Here is a 531-nt window from a genome sequence, read left to right as displayed (position 1 = left end):
CGCGATGTGGCGCTTTTCGAGCAGGAGGGCTATCGGCTGGTGCGCGCCACGCCCGTCGACCTGTTTCCCCAGACCTACTATGTGGAAGTGGTTAGCATTTTCGAGCGCGTCAGCGGCTAACCTGTTAGAATTAATCACCGTATGCAATGAACCGAACGACCCGGTCAGCGCTCACGCGCAGCGGGCCTCTAACGGAAAAGGAGGAGCCCCATGGCTCTCTACACCCCTGAATATCAGCCCACGGGCCAGGAAATCGCCGTCATCAACACCTCGAAGGGCACCGTTCGCGTGCAGCTGGCGGGCCACGACGCCCCCATCCACGTGGGCACCTTCGTCGAGCTGGCCCAGAAGGGATTCTAGGACTGCCTGAAGTTCCATCGCTACGTGCCCGGCTTTGTCATTCAGGGCGGCTGCCCCAACACCCGCGAGGCCACGCCCGAGCAGGTGGCTGCTGGCCGCGCCCCCGGCTTCGCCCCCTTCGGCACCGACAACCCCGGCTACTCCATCAAAGAGGAGTACACCACCAACCCC

At 63.3% G+C, this 531-nt stretch carries 1 pseudogene; it reads left to right on the top strand.

The features are described 5' to 3' along the window. Window positions 1-210: 210 nt before the first annotated feature. Window positions 211-531: pseudogene (locus PZH32_RS11200) on the top strand (peptidylprolyl isomerase); the annotation flags it as partial.

This window comes from Adlercreutzia equolifaciens, from assembly GCF_029076695.1.
Lineage (GTDB): Bacteria > Actinomycetota > Coriobacteriia > Coriobacteriales > Eggerthellaceae > Adlercreutzia > Adlercreutzia equolifaciens_A.
Note: the sequence above shows the minus strand (reverse complement) of the source record. Positions and strands in the feature narration are given on the sequence as shown.